At 62.2% G+C, this 15,597-nt stretch carries 13 protein-coding genes; 3 read left to right on the top strand and 10 right to left on the bottom strand.

From position 1 onward, the window contains the following. Positions 1–2 precede the first annotated feature (2 nt). Both FHW97_RS05290 and FHW97_RS05285 read right to left on the bottom strand, forming a co-directional pair. Positions 3–899: an ABC transporter ATP-binding protein gene (locus FHW97_RS05290; protein ID WP_022677584.1), complete on the bottom strand. Its 897-nt coding sequence runs from the start codon at positions 897–899 to the stop codon at positions 3–5. A 93-nt stretch (positions 900–992) separates the two neighbouring features. Continuing rightward, the gene (locus FHW97_RS05285) at positions 993–1,880 is read right to left on the bottom strand and encodes a LysR family transcriptional regulator (protein WP_171794606.1); all 888 of its coding nucleotides are present in this window, start codon (positions 1,878–1,880) and stop codon (positions 993–995) included. 121 nt (positions 1,881–2,001) lie between these two features. Between FHW97_RS05285 and FHW97_RS05280 the strand changes: the two genes are divergently transcribed. Further along, positions 2,002–2,757 carry an SDR family NAD(P)-dependent oxidoreductase gene (locus tag FHW97_RS05280; RefSeq protein WP_171798296.1) on the top strand — a complete coding sequence of 252 codons (756 nt, stop codon included), beginning with the start codon at positions 2,002–2,004 and terminating at the stop codon, positions 2,755–2,757. Positions 2,758–2,823: 66 nt separating this feature from the next. On the opposite strand, the gene sigJ is transcribed toward FHW97_RS05280, so the two are convergent. Both sigJ and FHW97_RS05270 read right to left on the bottom strand, forming a co-directional pair. Further along, positions 2,824–3,666 carry an RNA polymerase sigma factor SigJ gene (gene sigJ, locus FHW97_RS05275; RefSeq protein ID WP_084390959.1) on the bottom strand — a complete coding sequence of 281 codons (843 nt, stop codon included), beginning with the start codon at positions 3,664–3,666 and terminating at the stop codon, positions 2,824–2,826. Then, positions 3,663–4,115 carry a carboxymuconolactone decarboxylase family protein gene (locus FHW97_RS05270; RefSeq protein WP_028658206.1) on the bottom strand — a complete coding sequence of 151 codons (453 nt, stop codon included), beginning with the start codon at positions 4,113–4,115 and terminating at the stop codon, positions 3,663–3,665. The genes sigJ and FHW97_RS05270 overlap by 4 nt, the downstream gene beginning before the upstream one ends. A gap of 342 nt (positions 4,116–4,457) precedes the next feature. Between FHW97_RS05270 and FHW97_RS05265 the strand changes: the two genes are divergently transcribed. Then, the gene (locus FHW97_RS05265; RefSeq protein WP_171798295.1) at positions 4,458–6,797 is read left to right on the top strand and encodes a transketolase; all 2,340 of its coding nucleotides are present in this window, start codon (positions 4,458–4,460) and stop codon (positions 6,795–6,797) included. Positions 6,798–6,831: 34 nt separating this feature from the next. On the opposite strand, the gene FHW97_RS05260 is transcribed toward FHW97_RS05265, so the two are convergent. The 3 genes from FHW97_RS05260 to FHW97_RS05250 all read right to left on the bottom strand — a co-directional run bounded on the left by FHW97_RS05260 (position 6,832) and on the right by FHW97_RS05250 (position 9,470). Continuing rightward, on the bottom strand, positions 6,832–7,293 hold the full coding sequence (locus tag FHW97_RS05260; protein ID WP_051146429.1) for an Lrp/AsnC family transcriptional regulator: 462 nt from the start codon (positions 7,291–7,293) through the stop codon (positions 6,832–6,834). A 240-nt stretch (positions 7,294–7,533) separates the two neighbouring features. After that, positions 7,534–8,610 carry a fumarylacetoacetate hydrolase family protein gene (locus tag FHW97_RS05255; RefSeq protein WP_168351823.1) on the bottom strand — a complete coding sequence of 359 codons (1,077 nt, stop codon included), beginning with the start codon at positions 8,608–8,610 and terminating at the stop codon, positions 7,534–7,536. Positions 8,611–8,648: 38 nt separating this feature from the next. Further along, complete coding sequence (locus tag FHW97_RS05250; protein ID WP_370525340.1) at positions 8,649–9,470, bottom strand: VOC family protein; 822 nt, start codon at positions 9,468–9,470, stop codon at positions 8,649–8,651. 263 nt (positions 9,471–9,733) lie between these two features. Between FHW97_RS05250 and FHW97_RS05245 the strand changes: the two genes are divergently transcribed. Further along, complete coding sequence (locus FHW97_RS05245) at positions 9,734–10,639, top strand: LysR family transcriptional regulator (protein WP_171798293.1); 906 nt, start codon at positions 9,734–9,736, stop codon at positions 10,637–10,639. 52 nt (positions 10,640–10,691) lie between these two features. Here the strand turns inward: FHW97_RS05245 and FHW97_RS05240 are convergent, their stop codons facing one another. The 3 genes from FHW97_RS05240 to FHW97_RS05230 form a co-directional block, all read right to left on the bottom strand. Beyond that, positions 10,692–13,088 carry a TonB-dependent receptor gene (locus tag FHW97_RS05240; protein WP_171798292.1) on the bottom strand — a complete coding sequence of 799 codons (2,397 nt, stop codon included), beginning with the start codon at positions 13,086–13,088 and terminating at the stop codon, positions 10,692–10,694. A 128-nt stretch (positions 13,089–13,216) separates the two neighbouring features. Beyond that, positions 13,217–14,299, bottom strand: a complete 1,083-nt coding sequence (locus FHW97_RS05235) for an amidohydrolase family protein (protein ID WP_171798291.1) — start codon at positions 14,297–14,299, stop codon at positions 13,217–13,219. Beyond that, on the bottom strand, positions 14,296–15,348 hold the full coding sequence (locus FHW97_RS05230; RefSeq protein ID WP_171798290.1) for an aromatic ring-hydroxylating dioxygenase subunit alpha: 1,053 nt from the start codon (positions 15,346–15,348) through the stop codon (positions 14,296–14,298). Before FHW97_RS05230 ends, FHW97_RS05235 begins: the two co-directional genes overlap by 4 nt. Positions 15,349–15,597: the final 249 nt, after the last annotated feature.

The following is a 15,597-nucleotide window of genomic DNA, read 5'->3' as shown; positions in this document are numbered from 1 at the left end:
GCTCAGGCGACGACGGCCGCCGGCGCGGGTGCGCGCGCGGCAAGCAGCGTCGAGAAATAGACATCCTCAAGCCCGCCGGGAACGGCGGTGAAGCCCTCTCCCGGCGCCGTGTCGGCAATCACGTGCACCACGGTGCGGCCACCACGCAGGCGGGTGGAGATGACGCGGTGCGCAGCGCTGATCGCGGGCAGATCGGCGCGATCGATCGCGCGCTCCCACACCTGGCCAGCCAGGGCGCCGATCAGGGCGGTGGGCGCGCCTTCCAGCAGGATCTGCCCCTTCCCCAGAATCGCCATGCGTGGGCACAGGTCGGTCACGTCGTCCACGATGTGAGTGGAGAGGATCACCACCACGTTCTCGCCGATTTCGGCCAGCAGATTGAGGAAGCGGTTGCGCTCTTCGGGATCGAGCCCGGCGGTGGGTTCGTCGACGATGACCAGGCGGGGATTGCCGATCAGGGCCTGGGCAATGCCAAAGCGCTGCCGCATCCCGCCCGAATACCCCGCCACGGCCTTGCGCCGCACGTCCCACAGGTTGACTTGGGCGAGCAGCGTCTCGACCGTGTCGCGCCGCTCGCCCCGCCCGGCGATACCCTTGAGCACGGCCATGTGATCGAGCAGGTCATAGGCACTGACGCGGGGATAGACGCCGAAATCCTGCGGCAGATAGCCAAGCTGGCCACGGATCGCCTGGGGATCGCCGACCACGTCGATGCCGTCGAACATGATCCGCCCGCTGGTCGGGATCTGCAGCGTGGCGATGGTGCGCATCAGGGTGGACTTGCCCGCGCCATTGGGCCCGAGCAGCCCGAACATGCCCTTGGGAATGGTCAGGCTGACGGCATCGAGCGCGCGCGTGCCATTGCCATAGACGTGGGAAACCCCCTGAAGTTCAAGCATGATCTGATGTGCCCTGCTGCCGTGATCGAACCGCGGCAGGCTAGGCAGGGCACCGCCGCTTGGCAAACACCGCTCGACGAACGCCTTGGCCGATCATTTGGGAAAGGTCGCCGCGAGGTGATCGATCAACGCGCGCACCGCCGGCGGCAGCCCCCGCCTCGTGGTGAAGACCAGGTGCACGATGCCGATCTGCGCGCGCCACTGCGGCAGGACATGCACCAATTGCCCCTGGCGCAGCGCCTCTGAACACACGTGATCGGGCAGCAGCGCCACGCCCAGGTTGCGGATCGCGGCGGCGCGCACGGCGGTAAAGTCGCTGCAGGTCATGCGGGGCTCGTGCCGCAGGCGGTGGGTTGCGCCATCAATGTGCTCCAGCTGCCATTCCACCTCGCCAATTTCGTCAGAAGTGCCCAGTGTCGGCATCGTGGCCAGCCCAGCTGGATCCGCGCACATGCTTTCTGCCAGCTGTCGGCCGGCCACGAGGATACGTGCCGAGGTGCCCAACGAACGCATCGTCAGCGCCGCATCGCTGGTCAAGGCCACGCGGACGCGCAAGGCAAGGTCGATACGTTCTTCGATCAGGTCGACGGCGCGGTCGCTGGCGATCACCTGCAGGCGCACGCGGGGATAGCGGGCGAGAAATCCGGGCAGAATATCCGACAGGATCTCGACCAGGCCGGTCGGGCAACTGAAGCGCACGCGGCCATGCGGTTCGGCCTGCGCCTCGGCCACCAGGGCGACGGCCTGCTGCGCCTCTGTCATCATGGCACGGCAGCGTTCGTAAAATGCCTGGCCGACGTCGGTCACGCGAAAGCGGCGGCTCGATCGCTCGATCAGCCTTACGCCCAGCCGCGCTTCGAGAGCAGCGACACGGCGGCTCAACTTTGACTTGGGTTCGCGCAGGGCACGGCCCGCCGCGGCAAAGCCGCCATGCGCCACCACCTCGGCAAAGTAGGCATAGTCGTTGAGGTCTTCGCGCATCAGCGTTCCTTTGATGCAACGATACGTATCAATTTTGCTCACTACAGCCAATATCGTTGCACACTTATGTGCTTTTTCACCGGCGCAGCATGACGCCGCTCCAACCAACAGGAGATGAAAGATGGCACAGGATTTCAACAACAAGGTGGTGGTGGTCACCGGCGGCACATCGGGTATCGGATTGGCCACGGCGCAGGCGTTCGCAGCAGCTGGCGCAGCGGTGTTCATCACCGGACGCCGCCAGGAAGCGCTGGATGCGGCAGTCAAGGCAATCGGCGGGCGGGTTACCGGCGTTCGCGGCGATATGTCGCAACTTGCCGATATCGATCGCCTTTACGATTCCGTTCAACAGCAGCACGCCCAGATCGACGTGCTCTTCGCCAATGCTGGCGGCGGCAGCTTCGCCCCGCTTGGCGCAATCAGCGAGGAACATTATCAGCAGACCTTCGACACCAATGTGAAGGGCGTGCTGTTTACCGTACAAAAAGCGCTACCCTTGCTGCGCGATGGCGCTTCTGTCGTTCTTACCAGTTCGACCGCGGCGATCACCGGCACCGCAGCGTTCAGTGTCTATTCCGCGACCAAGGCGGCGGTGCGCAGTTTCGCACGAAACTGGATGCTCGACCTGAAGGACCGCAAGATCCGCGTCAACGCCGTCAGCCCAGGGCCGGTCGAAACGACGGGACTGGTCGAACTGGCAGGACCAGACGCGGCATCGCAGCAGTGCCTGCTCGATTTCATGGCAGGACAAGTTCCGCTCGGCCGGGTTGGCCAACCCGATGAAATCGCCAAGGCTGTCTTGTTCCTCGCTTCGGACCAGGCAAGCTTCATCAACGGCATCGAACTGTTCGTCGATGGCGGCATGGCCCAGATCTGAACCGCAAATGCGGGGCGCGCTGCAATTGGCGGTGCGCCCCGCGCGGCTTAGGCAAAGGGCAAAGGCTCAATGCACGCGCGTCAGCTTGTCGGGATTGCGGATGACGTAGATGGCCTGGATGTGCCGGCCCTCCACCAACAGGGCCGTGGTCTGCAGCAAGCCATCGGGCTCTCTCGTGATAAAACCCGGCAGGCCGTTGATCGTGGTGAACCGCACCAGTTCGGAAGGGGCGCGGCGCAGCCGTATCAGCGCCGCCTGGGCGCGCAGATATTCGCTGGCGCCTTGCAGGATACGCGCCACTGCGGGGCGCTTGCCGCCGCCATCTGCATGGAACTGCACGTCCTGGGCCAGCAACATGCTCAGTTGCGCCATGTCTCCCTTCTGCGATGCCTCGAAAAAGGCAGCGGCGATGGCCTTGCCGTGTTGGTGATCGATCGGGAACCTTGGCCGGGCATCGCGGACATGCCCCCGCGCGCGGCTGGCAAGCTGGCGGCAGGCGGGCACATCGCGATCCAGCACCAGCGCGATATCCTCGAACCGCTCGCCAAACACGTCATGCAGCAGAAAGGCTGCCCGCTCGAGCGGGGAAAGCCGCTCGAGCGCCAACAGCAGCGGCAGGGTCACATCGTCATCGAGCGCGTCATCCACGGCCGGTTCGGGCAGCCACGGCCCGACATAGATTTCGCGCTGGACCCGCGCCGATTTAAGGTGATCGAGGCACAGCCGCGTGACGATGCGGCGCAGAAACGCGGCCGGCACTGCCACCTCTGCATGATCCACTGCCTGCCAGCGCACGTAGGCATCCTGCACCACGTCTTCGGCATCGGCAATCGTGCCCAGCATGCGATAGGCAACACGCAGCAGGGTGGATCGCTGCGCGTCAAAAATCTCGCCCGCCGTCTGGCTCATTTCCAGCCCAGTTCCGGCGCATAGAAATTGAAACCGACCGCCAGGCGGTTCCATCCGTTGATCACATCGATCGCCAGCGTCAGTTGCACTTGCTCGGCCGGGGTGAACTGCGCAGCCAAAGCGGCATGGACGGCATCGGGCGCGCGACTGGTCGCGATCTGCGTCATGTGTTCGGTCCAATCCAGCGCCGCGCGTTCGCGATCTGTGTAGCACGGCGCATCACGCCATGCAGCCACCAGATGGATGCGCTGCTCGGTTTCGCCAGCCTTGCGCGCATCAGACGTGTGAATATTCAGGCAGTTGGCACAGCCATTGATCTGCGAGGCGCGGATTTTCACCAGTTCGAGCAGTGGCTTTTCCAGGCCGCATTCCGCCACTTTCTGCGAATAGGCAAACCAGGCTTTGAAAATGTCGGGCGCGGCGGTGTAGAGATTGAGGCGCGGGGTCATGGTCAGCATCCTTTCGATAGGGATGCCATCATGACGAACCCGCTCCACGCTTTGTGACATGGACACTGGATTTTACTGCTCCACCTGCAAACACGCAAAGGCTGGCGGCCTTCGTGCGGGACGGACCAGGTGCTGCTTCCGAGCGGAATCGCCATACCCTTAAACTCGCTCGCGATACCGAAGCATTCCGATGGCATCGGCGAAATTACGGCAATATTTCCTATCAATCACAATGCATATTGGCAGAACCTGCCATTTCAGACGATTTAAGGGCAATCCTTTCGCAAGGACATGCCCCGCCAGGCAGCGCTAGAACCTGTCGCTCCACATCAGGACACGCTCATGGACACGACGATTTCCCCTTCCCGGCAGGACACCATCAGCGCGCTGGAGCATCTCGACACGCGCCTGTTGTGGCTTTCGTCGTGGATGATCCACAATGCCAACCATCTGCGTCCCAAGCGCGATGGCCTGAAAGTGGGTGGCCATCAGGCCAGTTGTTCGTCGATCACCGCAATCATGGCGGCGCTCTATTTCCATGCGCTGCGTCCGCAGGATAAAGTGGCGGTAAAGCCGCACGCCGGACCGGTGCTGCACGCCATCCACTATCTGCTGGGCAACCAGACGCGCGAGCGGATGGAGCGGTTTCGCGGCCTGGGCGGCGTGCAGAGCTATCCCAGCCGCACCAAGGACAAGATTCCGGTCGATTTCTCCACCGGCTCGGTCGGCCTGGGCGTGGCAGTGACGGCCTTCAGCAGCCTGGTGCAGGATTATCTCATCGCGCATGGGCAACTGCGCGAGGAAGACGCCGGGCGCATGATCGCGCTGATGGGCGATGCTGAACTCGATGAAGGCAATATCTACGAATGCCTGATCGAGGGCTACAAGCACGACCTGCGCAACTGCTGGTGGATCGTGGACTACAATCGCCAGTCGCTTGACGCCACCACGGCCGATCGCATGTTCCGCCGCTTCGACGATATCTTCGAAACCTGCGGCTGGCGCGTCATCACGCTCAAGTATGGCAAGATGCAACTGGCCGCCTTCGCGCGGCCGGGCGGCAAGGCGCTGGAAGAGTGGATCGACAGCTGCCCCAACGCCGAATTCGCGGCGCTGACCTATCAGGGCGGCACGGCCTGGCGCGAGCGGCTGCTGGCCGACATTGGCCACAAGCCCAACGTGAAGACGCTGCTCGACAGCTATGACGATGTCGAGCTGGCGCGGCTGATGACCAACCTGGGCGGCCATTGTGTCGAAACCCTGATGGATGCCTTCGACGCCGCGCAGGACGATCGCCCCACGCTGTTCATCGCCTATACGGTCAAGGGCCACGGGCTGCCGCTCGCCGGCCACAAGGACAACCATTCGGGGATGATGAACCCGGCGCAGATGGAGCAATTCCGCCTGAGCCTGGGCATTGCCGAGGGCAACGAGTGGGAGCCGTGGGGCGCGCTCGGCGACAATGTCGCCACCGATCTCAAGGCCTTCGTGGCCAATTCGCCAATCGCCCGGACCAAGGCTGAACCGGTTGCGCCTGCCGTTCCCGTTCCGGCAATCCCCGCGCCCGAGGGCGCCGACCAATCGACGCAGGCCGCGTTCGGGCGCATCCTGCTCGAATTGGCGAAATCGGGCGAGGAACTGGCCGATCGCATCGTGACCACGGCCCCCGATGTCACCCAGACGACCAACCTCGGCGCCTTCGTCAACCAGCGTGGGCTGTTCCGGCGGCAGGAACTGGCGGACGTGTTCCACAAGGCCAAGATCCCTTCGGCGCAAAAGTGGGCCCAGCATGCTGCTGGCCAGCACATCGAGCTGGGCATTGCCGAAAACAACTTCTTCCTCATGCTCGCGTCGCTGGGCCTGGCCGCACCGCATTTCGGCACCCGCCTGCTGCCGGTTGGCACGGTCTATGATCCGTTCATTGCGCGCGGCCTCGATGCGCTCAACTATGGCTGCTATTCAGACTCGCGCTTCCTGCTGGTGGGAACGCCATCGGGCCTGACGCTGGCCGCAGAGGGCGGCGCGCACCAATCGATCAACACCCCGCTGATCGGCATGGGGCAACCCAACCTGACCTATTTCGAGCCGGCCTATGCCGATGAACTGGCGGCGATGATGGCGTTCGCGTTCGATCACATGCAGCAGGTCGATGGCAGCTCGGTCTATCTGCGCCTGACCACGCGCGCGATCCCGCAGATCACGCGCACAGATGACAGCTGGCGGGAAGACGCCTTGAAGGGCGGCTACTGGCTGCGCCGCCCCGCCGACGGCGCGGATGCGGCGATCGTGTTTACCGGCGTGGTGGCCACCGAAGCGCTCGCGGCCTGGGAACAGCTGGTCGATGATATCCCGGGCCTGGGCCTGCTCAACGTGACTTCGCCCGACCTGTTGCATCGCGGCTGGTCGGAACGCCACGCGACACGCTGGACCACCGGATCGCCAGCGCCCTGCCATGCCGAAACCCTGCTGGCGCCGCTTGCGCCGGGCGCCGGCCTGGTGACGCTGATCGACGGATCGCCCGGCGCGCTGTCGTGGCTTGGCGGCGTAAAGGGCATGCGCGTCAGCCCGCTCGGCACCGACCGGTTTGGCCAGACCGGCGATCTGCCCGATCTTTACCGCGAATACCGGCTGAACAGCGAAGCCGTCATCGATGCCGCGGCAGAACTGTTTCTGGGGCAATGACGTGGCAAGCGAGGATGCCGTCTAGCCACAGGGTCTAGATTGGCAGCGCGGTCTTGTAGACCACCGGCCGCAGCGCAAAGCTGGTGGTGACCTGCGAGACCCCCTCAATGCGCGTCAGCTTCTGCCGCAGGAAATCCTCGAAGGCGCCCAGTGAATCGAACAAGGCGCGCAACTGGTAATCGCAATCGCCCGACATCAGGTAGCATTCCATGACTTCGGGAAAAGAGGCCACCGCTGCTTCGAACTGGGCCAGATGGCGATCGTCCTGCCGGTCCAGCCGCACGCGAATGAAAGCGGTGACCGGCAGGCCAACCGAGATCGGATCGACCAGCGCGACATAGCGGAAGATCACGCCGTCGCTTTCCAGGGCGCGCAGCCGGCGCAGGCACGGAGAGGGCGAGAGGCCAACCTGTTCGGAAAGATCCTGATTGGTCATCCGCCCGTCGCTTTGCAGGGCGTTCAGAATGCGGCGATCGATCTGGTCCATGATTGTCATTCCATGCTCAGCCCATGATTGAGCATGGATGTTTCAAAAATAGACCTGAACGGCAAGATGCTGCCGCATTTTTGAGATTTTGGGCTATTACCTGGAAGGCCCCCTCCCCCTTTCCGGCCGCGCGTCCTGATGATCGCGACCGGTTCGGGGATGGACTGCGGGCTGGCCAGCCGAGCCGCCTTGCGGCCCGCACTGCATGAAAGCCAGCCACGCAATCCAGGGTGGCACCGGCGCCCGGTATCACCAGGCCGTGATGAAGGGCCCGTAGGTCGGCGTGCGGTCGCCCACCTCTTCAGCGACGATGTGGTTGGTCTGGCGGCCCAGGTAGGTGATCTCGCTTTCCATCACATCGCCGGGCTTGAGCCAGGCATTGCCCCACATCGCGCCGTTCCCCGGCGGCGAACCGGTGATGAGCAGATCGCCCGGCACCAGACGAATGCGTTCCGAGGCATAGGACAGGATCTGTTCCGGCTGGAAAATCATGTCGGAAATCGGCCAATCCTGCCGGATTTCGCCATTCACCTTCAGGCGGATCTGCACCTTCGAGCGATCGACGAACTCTTTGGGGACGGCAAAGGGGCCGAACGGCTTGAAGTTGGGCTGATGCTTGCTGACCCAATCGTACATGAAGCGCACATCGACGCGGCGGAATTCGTCGACCGTGCCCAGGTCGTTGACCATGACATAGGCAGCGATCAGTTCGTGGGCTTCATCCGGGCGGACATAGCGGCCAGTCTTGCCGACGATCGCGCCGAACTCCAGTTCCCAGTCGGGATTTTCGCCGATCAGCGGCAGTGGCACGTCGTCATTCGGGCCGCACAGCGAGGAATGCAGGCCGGTCCAGAAAAACGGCATGCCTTCGCGGCTGCGGCGATCGATTTCGGCCAGATTGCGCTGGAAGAACTGCTCGTCGCTTTCGCCTTCGCCACGCTTGTCCTGGTTGAACTTGTTGAAGGTCATCATCTCGGCCACGTGCTGGCGATAGTTTGATCCGCCACACAGCATGTTGGGATGGGCCAGGACGGGCAGGATGGTCAGCGCGCGATAATCGTGCGCCTTGCGGTCCTGCTTGGCCGCAACATCGTTGGCCAGGTTGGAAGCGCGCGCCCAATCCTCGAACACGGCATGGGTATCGGCATATTCGCCGGCAAGGCTGAACACGCCGCCGCCCGGCACGACGACACCGGGAAACGCGGCGCCATCACCATCACGGAACGTGCCAATTCCGAAAGAACCGGAAACGAGGCCGGTAACATCATCGATGCCCTCGGGCTGGGGTGCGGCGGGCAGCGGCTTCAAGAAGGAATGATCAGACATGGATTTCTCGCTAACGTTTCGTTTGAATATTTTGGGGATCAGGCAAAATAACGGTCGGGCGGGTCCGAGCGCCACACGTCCATCTCGACATCGTGAATATTGTGAATTCGCGTGCCGTCAGACTTCTTCAACCGATCGGTGTCGCTGAACGTCTCGAAGCGGTTGCGGTCAGGGTCGCGCCACACGTCGAACACATGGCTGCCGTGGGGGTGGCGCCCCACGCCCCAGACCAGTTCGTACCCCTGGTTTTCGAGGTAGCGGTGCGCCATGAACTGCGCCTCGAAGTCTTGCGCTTCGAAGCTGATATGATGGCAGTCGATCCGCCCATCCATGCTCTGCATCAGGGCAACGCAGTGGTGATCCACCAGGTCTTCGCCATGGTCGAGGCGCAGGAACCCGACGATCTGGACATGGGGCTGGCCCGGAACGTGATAGACATCGCTGGGGATCAGCCCGAGCACGTCCTTGTACCAGGCCTGGGTAGCCAGGTAGCTCGGCACGAACAGGCCAATATGACCCAGACGAAACAGCTTGGCCGGGGCCAGCGGGCGCTTGGGCTCGAAACGCCCGGCGCGCGGATAGCCCAAGGGCGAGTTCATCTGCCACTCGGGATAGGACTGCAGCGCGGGCTTGCTGGCAATTCCGTGGACCAGTTCCACCCGGAAGCCATTGGGGTCAAACAGCGACACGGACCGACCGCCACCGGGCAGGTCCATCTCGACCACATCGCTGGCGCCATGATCGGCAATGGCCTGGGCAAGATCGGCCTCGTCGGCAACCTCGAACGCAAGTCCGATGAACTTGGGTTCGTCAGATTGGTAGGCGACATAAGAATAGGAATCGCCGCCCTGCGTGGCCATAACAAGTCGTTGGCCAGCTTTTTCTACCGTCAGCAGGCCAAAGTCGTTTGCAAACCGCTCTGTCGCGTCAAGATCACTGACATGAAACGTAACATGGTGCAGCTTTCGCAGCATCATTAGGGTTCTCCCTGGATTTTCTTCTGACGCTCGCGGCGTGCTATAGACGTGACGAAATTTACCAGGGCATCTTCGTCGATCGGGAAATTACCGTCCAATCGAATATCGCGGTTGTCAGCTATAGGTTGCGCTGATAGGTTTCGCGGATGCGATTTGATAGTCTCGATCTCAACCTGCTCGTGGCGTTTGAAGCCTTGTCAGAGGAAAGGAACGTCTCGGCGGCAGCCCGGCGCCTGAATTTGACCCAGCCTGCGGTGACCGGGGCACTCAACCGCCTAAGGGACTATTTCCAGGATGATCTCCTGGTGCTCCACGGGCGCAAGATGCACCCCACGCCCAAGGCAGAGGCGCTTGCCGGCCCGGTGAAACGGGCGTTGCTGCAAATTCGCGGCGAAATTACCAGGGCAGGTAACTTCGATCCTGCGACATCAAACCGCCATTTCCTGCTCGTGGCCTCGGACTATGCCTATGCGATCAGCCTGGCCGATATCATCGCCCATGCCTCGCACATTGCGCCCCTGGTGACTTTTGAAGTCATTCCGCCCAGCGGCATCGCAACCGAACGGCTCGAGCGTGCAGAGGTCGATCTCGTGATCACCGTGCAGCCCTATGCCAACTCGCGCTATCCAACCCGCGAGTTGTGGCGAGACACCGACGTCATCATCAGTTGGCGCGACGCAAATTATGGCACGATCAGTGAAGAGGTGTTCTTTGCCGCGGGTCATGCGGTTGCCACTTTTGGCCCCGACCGGCGCCCTTCCGTCACCGATCAGCATATCTCGAAAATGGCGCATGATCGCCGCGTCGAAGTGCTGCTGCCCAGCTTTGGCGATCTATGCCGCGGCATCGTGGGAACGCGCCGGCTGGCCACCATGCACCGGCGCTATGCCGAGCATTTCGCCAAGCTCTATCCCATTGCCATTCATGAGACCTGGACACCGTTTCCCGACGTGATCCAGATCGCGCAATGGCACAAGGTGCGCGACAGCGATCCGGGCGTGCAATGGATGCTGGAAATGCTCGAGAACGGCTGCTCGGAAAAAACGCAATGACGGGGGAAGCGCGACGCTCCCCCCACCCTCGCGCCATGACGGTCGCGAATTTCTAGAAGCTGTAGGACACGCGCCCACCATAGGTGCGCGGCGGGCGCAGCGTGGTGGCGTAAAAGGCCGTACCAGGCGTTGGATATGATTGCGATTTCAGGGTCTTGTCGAAGATATTGTTGACGTAGACGCCAAACGTCAGCCCATGGATATTGGGGCTGAAGCTGATCTGGGCATCGGCCAGCCAATACGCCGCCTGCTGTTCGACCGGGGCGAATTCCATGCCGGTCATCGTCGCGGTCTGGTAATGCGCTTTAGCGTTCAGCGTGAATTCGCCGACCGACACAGGAACGCGCTGGTCGACACCCAGGTTAAGCGTCCATTTCGGGGCATTAACCGGCCGCATGCCGCTGCAGTTGATGATGTAGGCATTGTTGGCAAATCCGGCCGTCGGGCAGGATGTGCCGTTGAAGACTCCGCCGTTGCTGTTCGGGCTCTGATACGTGAACTGGTCGTATTTCGCATCAAGGTATTGCGCGTCAACATGCAGCGTGGTGAACGCGGTCGCGGCGAATTGCCCCTCGACTTCAAAGCCCTGGAACGTGGCCCGCCCGACGTTTTCGGTCACGAAAGTGGGCACGGTGCCGATCGTCAGCAGATGGCTGATCTGCTGGTCTTTGTATTTCCAGCGGAACACTTCCAGGTTGAGCTGAATCCGGTTGTTCCAGAAACGGTTCTTCGATCCGAACGTCAGCGCGCCCAGCGTCTCGGGTGCGAACTGCCCCCCGGCCCCGTTCGGGCTGTAGAAAAAGCCGCCGGCCTTGAACCCGGTTTCGTACGAGACATACAGCAGGTTGTGCGGCGTCAGATCCCAGTCAGCGCCGACTCGCCAGGTGAATTTGCTGAACGATTTGTTCTCGCTGTTGGAAAAGACCGTGGCGGCCTGGATGACGGCGGGATTGCCGATAACATCGGGCAGGCCACCATAAGGGGCAGCACCCAGTGCTGGCACCACGACCGAGGGGAATGCGCCCAGCGCCGGCGCCGTGGGGCCATAGGGCAGCGAAGGCGCCGTCGGGCACGAGGCGGCGGTGCAAATGCGGGTCAGCGATATGCGCGAGCCGCTGAAATCCTTGTCTTCCCAGGTTTGCCGCCCGCCCACGGTCAGGCGCAGCGCAGGCGTGACCGCATACGTCAGCCGGCCGAACAGCGCCTTGCTGGTGGTGTTGAGCAAGGTGTTCTTGTCATACTGGGCGTTCCAGTTGGACGCGTAATCGCCATAGGGGCTGTCGGTGTGATCATGGTAGTAAAACGCCCCGAACAGCGCCCGAAGCGGCAGGGCATCGGGCGTGGCAAAGCGTGCTTCGACGCTCGTCTGCGCGTTGCGCTCCACCGAATAGACCTGGAAGCCGGGCACGAAGCTGTTGAAGTTGAGATGCCCCTCTCGATAGGAAGGAACAATCGTCAGCGTGCCCAGATCGCTTTGCCATTCCGCCGTCGCTGACACGCCGACGAAGTGGTTGCGCAGGAAAGGCTGGAAATTCGCGGCGAAAGCCTGGAACGGCCGCCCGAGCGTGCCGGCCCACTGGCTGGTGTAAAACGCCTGGCCTTGCGGTGAATAGATGCCGATGCGGCTGTCGGGCGAGATCATCGTGGCGGCAGGGGTTCCCTGCGGCGCCAACAGCGGGGTCATGCCAACGCCGCGCCCGCCCTGGTCGAAATAGTCTGCCACCACGCCGATATGCAGATTGCTGGTCGGCTCGAACCGCAAGGAACCACGCACGCCGACGTCGTCCTGATCGTCAGTGCCGTCGTTCATGTAGCCATCGTGCTTGACGCGCACGACGGCAAAGCGTGCGGCAGCCTTGTCACCCAGCGGGATATTCAGTGCGGCATCGAGCCGCACGGCCGAATAATTGCCCACATCGACCGCGCCAAATCCGCTCCAGACGCCCAGTTCAGGCTTCTTAGGCAAAACGTTGATCGCGCCACCGGTGGCGTTGCGGCCATAGAGCGTGCCTTGCGGCCCCTTGACCACCTCGATCCGGTCAAGATCATAGAAAAAGCCGGTCGTGGCAGACGGGCGCCCGATGTAGACACCGGCGAAATTGAACGCGATGGCGGAATCGGAAAACGCGTTGCCGTTGAAATTACCAACCCCGCGCAAGTAAAACAGGTTATAAGGTCCAGCCGCGGGAGCAACCTGCAGAGAGGGCACCACGCTGGTCAGCCCGGTTGGCTGGGTGATCCCAGACGCGCGCAGTGCATCCCCCGTCACTGCCGACACCGCGATGGCCGCTTTCTGCAGGTTTTCGTTGCGCCGCTGGGCGGTCACAATGATCTCTTCGACGCTGGGCGCAGCAGTTTGTGCGCCATCGCTGCGTACTTCGTCAGCCAGTGCCACGTTTGGAAGCGCAAGCGCAAGCCAACTGGCCGCGATGAGATATCCCGACTTCATCTTCTCCCCTCCGATGTTGCTGCCCTTTTGTGCAAGGGCCGATTATTTCATCTGGAATTTCACGTCAGCAGAACGCCGTCCAATCAATAAATAGCCGGTTTAATATCACTGAAATTTATTGAACTGTGCTAGGTGTGATGGGCGCAGCCGTGGGAGCACGCAGACAAGCCGAGCAGGTCTGCTGCATTCAGCCCGAGCAAGCGCGCCTTGATGTCGTCCGGCAAATGGTCGTGAAAACTCAGCGGGTCCGGCTCGCCCATATCGAACGGATAATCGGTACCCAGGCACAGGCGACTGGCACCATGGGTGCGCACCAGGCTGTCGAGCTGGTCGCGATCAAACACCAGGGTGTCGAGCCAGACGTTGCGCAGATAGGACGATGGCTCTCGCGAAATGAACTGGCGGCAGTCTTCCCTGGCGCGGAAGGCGTGATCCATGCGCCCCCAATAGGCAGGAAGATACCCACCACCATGCGCGACGCACAGCTTCAGGCCGGCATGCGCTTCCAGCACGCCGCCAAAGATCAAGTGGCTTAACGCTATCGTCGATTCCAGGGGATTGCCGATGATGTTGTCAAGGTAATGCTCGGCCAGCCGGGAACCATGGGTAAAGCCCAGCGGATGCAGGAACACCAGCACGTCCAGTTCCTCGGCCGCGGCAAAGAACGGCCGGAATTCTGCGTCAGCCAGTTCCTTGCCCGCCACGTTGGAGCCGATTTCCACGCCGCGCAGGCCCAGTTCGCCCACGCAGCGCCGCAATTCGTCCACCGCCATGCCAACGTTCTGCAACGGAACGGTGCCCATGCCGACCAGCCGGTCGGGATGCTTGGCCGCCGCGTCCGCCATGCCGTCGTTGATCAGCCGCGCAGCCTCGCGGCCGACTTCCGGCGGTACGGCATAGTAATATTGCCCTGGCGATGGACTGATCGCCTGCACGTCGACGCCCAGACGATCCATGTCCTCAAGGCGCTCGTCGATCCCGTTGAGCTTGCGCCCGATCGCACCAAACAGCTTTGCATTGGTTGCCTTCGACGCGTCCGACATGAAGGCGAACGGGTTGGGCAGATCCGGAACCTCGCGGCGCACAAGCGCTTCGGCCGACGCCACGTTCAAATGGCAATGCAGATCGACTACGAGATGCTGGCCGCGCTGCGCTACAGGAATAGGGGCACGTTCCGGCCCACACGCCGTCAGGGTTGTGCCGCTGCTCATGCTTCGGCCTCCATCATGAGGGCAATCTGGCGGCGCACTTTCACCGCCGGCGCATCGGACTTGGCCAGCAATTCCTGCTGCACCCGCGCGGCGGCATCGACATGCGGCTCGATCGCTTCCACCGCATCGATATCCTGTTGCCGGATCTTTTTGTCAGACTCCAACTGGAACGCGTCCAGCGCCGGATCATCGAGCCGGAAATTGCGGTTGGCGAAGCCGAAATAGTGCGTGCTGTTCACTGTTTCCGGGGTGATTCCGTGCAAGATGTGCAAATGCCCAAGCGCCGCCGGCACCTCTTCGTGCCCCGGAATTCGGGTGAATAGCGGCATGTTGGTGCGGATGAACTCGGGCCCATAGAAATCGGTGATCGATTCCCAGTCGGCCAGGCCCTCATAGCGATTTTCCGCGCCCCAGAGCAGATCGTGGAAGCCGCCCCACGGCAGCTTGCCGGTTCGGATCAGGCGATAGCTTTCCTCCCGCTGCTCCTCGCGCATGGGCATGGACTTCATCGCCTCGCCACCGGCGACGTGGTAATGCAGGTAGGGAAGATGTGTCAGATCCATCAGGTTATCGATGATCAGCTGCGCGCGCGCCTTCACGATGAAATGGTTCTGCGAGCTGTAGCGCCACCTCGGCTCACCAAGGCCGAAATCTGCGTAAGGCGGGATCAGCGACAGATCGCACGCGGCGGCGTCGCCCATCCAGATCCAGCACAGCGGGCCGCGCTCCTCGATGCGGTAGGTCGGTTGGCAAAAGCCGGCGCCGGTGCCCTGAGAGGGGATGGCGCTGCACTTGCCGTCCGCCTCGAACACGAAGCCATGATAACCGCACACCAGTGCATCGCCTTCGACCTTGCCTTTCGCCAGCGGGAAATAGCGATGCGGGCATAGGCCATACATAGCCACTACCTTGCCCTGCGTGGTGCGATAAAGAGCGAGCGGTATATCCAGGATCGTGCGCGCGAGCGGCTGGCGGCTCACCTCGTCCGAGAACGCGGCGATATACCAGCGATTCTTCACAAAAGGCCGATCACTTCCAAACGGATACATCCTCGATCGCTCCCATCAGCATTCTTTGCGCGGGACGCTACAGGCAGGCGCTTGGGAAATATAATCGATAATATATTGACATTCTATCAGCCAAAATGATGGATATGCCGCCGACGTGTTCGCCTTTGTCTGGCGCGGCTCGTCGGTGGCAGCGCAGCGCCAGCGACCGTCAAGAATGCGCGCGGATGCTGCGAACTGGCACCGCCGACACACATCGTTGCACGGCACCAATGTATAATTTTTAACGAT

The organism is Novosphingobium sp. SG754 (genome assembly GCF_013149315.1).
Classification (GTDB): Bacteria; Pseudomonadota; Alphaproteobacteria; order Sphingomonadales; family Sphingomonadaceae; genus Novosphingobium; species Novosphingobium capsulatum.
This window is presented reverse-complemented; position numbering and strand designations above follow the sequence as displayed.

Bases quoted from the DNA above. Each gene is read 5' to 3' on its own strand.
- FHW97_RS05290 (WP_022677584.1), bottom strand. From the start codon at position 899: ATGCTTGAACTTCAGGGGGTTTCCCACGTCTATGGCAATGGCACGCGC.
- FHW97_RS05285 (WP_171794606.1), bottom strand. From the start codon at position 1,880: ATGCGCGAAGACCTCAACGACTATGCCTACTTTGCCGAGGTGGTGGCG.
- FHW97_RS05280 (WP_171798296.1), top strand. From the start codon at position 2,002: ATGGCACAGGATTTCAACAACAAGGTGGTGGTGGTCACCGGCGGCACA.
- sigJ (WP_084390959.1), bottom strand. From the start codon at position 3,666: ATGAGCCAGACGGCGGGCGAGATTTTTGACGCGCAGCGATCCACCCTG.
- FHW97_RS05270 (WP_028658206.1), bottom strand. From the start codon at position 4,115: ATGACCCCGCGCCTCAATCTCTACACCGCCGCGCCCGACATTTTCAAA.
- FHW97_RS05265 (WP_171798295.1), top strand. From the start codon at position 4,458: ATGGACACGACGATTTCCCCTTCCCGGCAGGACACCATCAGCGCGCTG.
- FHW97_RS05260 (WP_051146429.1), bottom strand. From the start codon at position 7,293: ATGACAATCATGGACCAGATCGATCGCCGCATTCTGAACGCCCTGCAA.
- FHW97_RS05255 (WP_168351823.1), bottom strand. From the start codon at position 8,610: ATGTCTGATCATTCCTTCTTGAAGCCGCTGCCCGCCGCACCCCAGCCC.
- FHW97_RS05250 (WP_370525340.1), bottom strand. From the start codon at position 9,470: ATGGCCACGCAGGGCGGCGATTCCTATTCTTATGTCGCCTACCAATCT.
- FHW97_RS05245 (WP_171798293.1), top strand. From the start codon at position 9,734: ATGCGATTTGATAGTCTCGATCTCAACCTGCTCGTGGCGTTTGAAGCC.
- FHW97_RS05240 (WP_171798292.1), bottom strand. From the start codon at position 13,088: ATGAAGTCGGGATATCTCATCGCGGCCAGTTGGCTTGCGCTTGCGCTT.
- FHW97_RS05235 (WP_171798291.1), bottom strand. From the start codon at position 14,299: ATGAGCAGCGGCACAACCCTGACGGCGTGTGGGCCGGAACGTGCCCCT.
- FHW97_RS05230 (WP_171798290.1), bottom strand. From the start codon at position 15,348: ATGTATCCGTTTGGAAGTGATCGGCCTTTTGTGAAGAATCGCTGGTAT.